This is a genomic window from Bartonella sp. ML70XJBT (genome assembly GCF_028618425.1).
Lineage (GTDB): Bacteria > Pseudomonadota > Alphaproteobacteria > Rhizobiales > Rhizobiaceae > Bartonella.
Genome location: NZ_JAQISX010000058.1, coordinates 1 through 3,484, shown reverse-complemented (window position 1 = coordinate 3,484; position 3,484 = coordinate 1). Strand labels below are relative to the sequence as shown.

Genomic DNA, 3,484 nt, shown 5'->3' with positions numbered 1-3,484 from the left:
TGCCATTAAAAGCTGTGAGATAAAAAGAACGGTCTGCTTGATATTCCTTTCTCTCCAAATTGGCTAAAAAACCAGATAATTCATCACGAACCAACAACAGACCACGGGGGTTTTCTTTTAACAATTCTCCAAGCTTTTCGACCGTGACATCATCATTTTTACGAGTAAGAAATTAATTAGTGTGCAAAGTGATTATGCAATCATATTAGTAACATTAGAAAATAATAATTTGCTTCAATTACCAAATAAATAAAAATACAGTTGATTAGGGAAATTTTTGCTTTGTATGAAGCACACGTAAAATACGCACAACGCCATTTGAAATATCATAAATCATGATATAATTTGGATGTACAATAAGTTCACGTGTATTTACAATTCGTCCTAAACGACCAAGAGTAGGAAGTTTGACAAGTTTTTCTACCTTTTCAGATAAAAGTTGATCAAACTTTAAGGCAGCAGAAGGATTATCTTGTGATATGTATTCACGGATCTTCTTGCGGTCAACGTGTGCTACTTGTGTCCAAATTAGCTTCATAAAGTTGATTTATCTAGTTTACTTTGTGTTTTTAAGCGCCATTCCTTTGCTTCTGCTTCGATTTCTTCAGAAGATATTATATCGCCTGCATTAGCAGAATTTATTCCTAATTGAACTTGTTCCCGAAACCATAAATCGTGTGCACTTTTTTCTTTTTGTTCTTTTACAATATCGCGCATATAATCCCGCAACAATTGTGCACCAGATCTATCGCACGCCTTTGCTGCTTTGGAAAATTCATTTTTTAATACATCATCAACGCGAAAGGTAAATGTTGTTTCAGCCATTTTACCGCCCCTTAAAGTGTTACAAAGTAGTTCTAATGTAATACATTTTTACTATTTCTTCAATAGCTACTGTTAGAATAGATATTTTATATCTATTTTGCATTTTCATAGACTGAAAGGGACGCCCATAAATTCACGGGCTCTGATAACAAACCAGACAGCAGAGACAGACCGGTTTCAATGCCTTCACAAATAACCAGATGTTTTGGATTGTCTTGGCTTAAATGCACAGCACCGCCCATAACAGACCCCAACATGGCTTTTGCTGGTTTCTGATCTGTTTTGCAGCCATTGGCTTGTAAAAAGGTTCTATGGATTGCAAAGGAACCAGCCCCCTTAACAAGAGCAACCAACGCGGGCAGTGTCATTCCTAATGGGTGTGGACATTTGCCGTGAAAGCATAAATCAGCAGAAAACTGTTTTGAGAAAGAAAGCGTGTGATCATAAGCTTTATCAACAAAGGCTTGTTTCCCCAGCAAGCCAATTCTTCTAAGCGCTTGTATGATCTCTCTAAAAGAGCAGCCCGCATAACAAGTGAGTAAAAGACGCCCATCATGTCCATTGGCAAGAGATAGACTAGGCAATTGATCATCATGGGCGGGACAACGGGCACTTCCATAACGCCCATACCAAACCCCACGCAAGGCATTGGTGATGCCCCGAGCATTTATATAAGAAAACATGTTTTTTATCCTATGATTATTGCACCATAGGACGGATTTTGCTATTCATTCTTTGAGTGAAAATGGGAAGCCTTGTCCGTCCTTACGTGACAAGGTTTTCATTTATGCGACGTCGTTATAACGTTGCTGTTTTGCTTGCTCTATGACATTAATCAGATCCGATTGTAACCAACGCGATAAGAAACCAAACTTTAAAGGCTTTGGTAAAGAGCCATTGGTGACATGACGGCGGAATGTTGAAACACTCATATGAAGCAATTTTGCACTTTCACGGTCAGTTAAAAGAATATCATTTTCTGTCATTATAATTTCCTTTCAAGAGTAAAAAATAGGAACAAATCATAAGTATTTATTAACCATATTTTCGAATCATTGGAAAGGTATTTAGTCTATAAAAAACAGTGTTTTATTATACATTTTCTGATGTGATAATTTATGAGTCTCATTGAGAAAGAATGAGAGAAGAGAGAGAGAAAGTTATCCACAGATAATGGGGTATTACACCCCATATCTTAAGCTTGACCTGTAACATAAGCCGCCCATTTATCCATATAGACACGGCGCTGTTCTAAATAGTCAGTACGACGATAAGCACGTTCTACTTGCCCCCCGACTACATGCCCCAGAATAGTTTCAGCGACCTCATAGGGGGCATCGGTTGTTTCAGCAAGCCAATCGCGTAAACTAGAACGAAAACCATGGGGGCAGGCTTCAATTTTATTTTTTCTCATGTACGCAGCCATCATCGTAGGTGAAAGAGGACCACGATTAGTAAGTGAAAAGATGAAACCACTTTTAGAGATACAACGGGCTTGTTCAATTACTTTCATTGCCTCTGTTGATAAAGGCACACGAAATTCTGTTGTAGCATCACGCTTTCCTTTCATATTTTCAGCAGGGATAGTCCATATATCATCTTCAATCTGGTTTTTATGAATGTGACGTAAAGGAAAAGTACGAACGCCTGTCAAAATAAGCAAGCGCAACGCTAAATGTTTTATAGTTGTTGTTTTGCAGAGAAATTGGTAAAAATCAGGCACATCTTTCCAATCCATTGCTGGTAAACTTTGTTTTTTATGACGTTGTTTCCCTAAGAGTGCGCGTGCTTTTTCTGTTGCTTGTAAATCAACATCCAATCCTAATGCAGCCGCATGTTTAAGACAAAGGTTAAGACGCATCAATGCTGTTCGAGCAGTTCCAGCTTTTGTATGCCAAATGGGAGCAAGCGTATCGCGTATCTCTGTTTGTGTAATCTCAGAAACGGGCAGACAACCTAATTTGGGCAGAATATGAAGGCGTAAATGTAAAAACCAGTTTCCATCTTTCCCATCTCCTTTTAATTCAGCTTTACGACTTTCAAAAGCATCTAGTGCAATGTCTTTTAAATAATGGAGATTACGCATTGCCTCACGCTTTTGTTTATTGCGTTCTTTAATGGGGTCACGACCCTCACGTAAAACAGCACGCCATTGATTTGCACATTCGCGAGCTTGTTTTAAAGAAACATCTCTCAAGGCACCCAAGCCCATTTCACGGCGGCGCCCGTGAATGGTATAGCGATAAAGCCATTGAGCACCGCCATCTTTACGCTTATGAAGAAGCAAGCCGGCACCATCATTATATTTGCCAGCCCCCAATGTTGCGACAGATCTTGCATTAAGACGGTTCATAAGGACCATTTTTACTCCTTTCTTGTATAAATTTTACCCACACACCAGCCCCGCTTATGACTTGCAAGGGAATGGTTTTGATTGATTCAAGATAGAGAGATTTGAAATGAGAGAATCCTACGTTATTCGGAGCTTTAACTCAATATGAATAATGCTAGATTATCATTATAAATCAATATCTTGTGTCTGTTATTCAAGATGAGATTGATGACACTGGGGATGAGTACATAGCACAAATCCAAGAAAGTATTTTTGCTGCTATTCGTTTTTGTGAGAGAGAAAGTTTTTACTTTAACGAAAGCCGTG

4 protein-coding genes and 2 pseudogenes are annotated in these 3,484 nt (G+C 38.7%); all 6 read right to left on the bottom strand.

What is annotated here, in order from left to right; genetic code table 11:
• A pseudogene (locus PVV65_RS09335) lies at positions 1 to 154 on the bottom strand (DUF3987 domain-containing protein); the annotation flags it as partial.
• A 111-nt stretch (positions 155 to 265) separates the two neighbouring features.
• The gene (locus PVV65_RS09330; RefSeq protein WP_004856836.1) at positions 266 to 538 is read right to left on the bottom strand and encodes a type II toxin-antitoxin system mRNA interferase toxin, RelE/StbE family; all 273 of its coding nucleotides are present in this window, start codon (positions 536 to 538) and stop codon (positions 266 to 268) included.
• Positions 535 to 825: a CopG family ribbon-helix-helix protein gene (locus PVV65_RS09325; RefSeq protein ID WP_273755710.1), complete on the bottom strand. Its 291-nt coding sequence runs from the start codon at positions 823 to 825 to the stop codon at positions 535 to 537. The genes PVV65_RS09330 and PVV65_RS09325 overlap by 4 nt, the downstream gene beginning before the upstream one ends.
• 113 nt (positions 826 to 938) lie before the next feature.
• Positions 939 to 1,508: pseudogene (locus PVV65_RS09320) on the bottom strand (virulence-associated protein E); the annotation flags it as partial.
• 102 nt (positions 1,509 to 1,610) lie between these two features.
• Positions 1,611 to 1,811 (bottom strand): AlpA family transcriptional regulator, encoded by a 201-nt coding sequence (locus PVV65_RS09315; RefSeq protein ID WP_004856846.1) that lies wholly within the window; start codon positions 1,809 to 1,811, stop codon positions 1,611 to 1,613.
• A 209-nt stretch (positions 1,812 to 2,020) separates the two neighbouring features.
• Positions 2,021 to 3,187: a site-specific integrase gene (locus PVV65_RS09310; protein WP_273789975.1), complete on the bottom strand. Its 1,167-nt coding sequence runs from the start codon at positions 3,185 to 3,187 to the stop codon at positions 2,021 to 2,023.
• Positions 3,188 to 3,484: the final 297 nt, after the last annotated feature.

Bases quoted from the DNA above. Each gene is read 5' to 3' on its own strand.
- PVV65_RS09330 (WP_004856836.1), bottom strand. From the start codon at position 538: ATGAAGCTAATTTGGACACAAGTAGCACACGTTGACCGCAAGAAGATC.
- PVV65_RS09325 (WP_273755710.1), bottom strand. From the start codon at position 825: ATGGCTGAAACAACATTTACCTTTCGCGTTGATGATGTATTAAAAAAT.
- PVV65_RS09315 (WP_004856846.1), bottom strand. From the start codon at position 1,811: ATGACAGAAAATGATATTCTTTTAACTGACCGTGAAAGTGCAAAATTG.
- PVV65_RS09310 (WP_273789975.1), bottom strand. From the start codon at position 3,187: ATGGTCCTTATGAACCGTCTTAATGCAAGATCTGTCGCAACATTGGGG.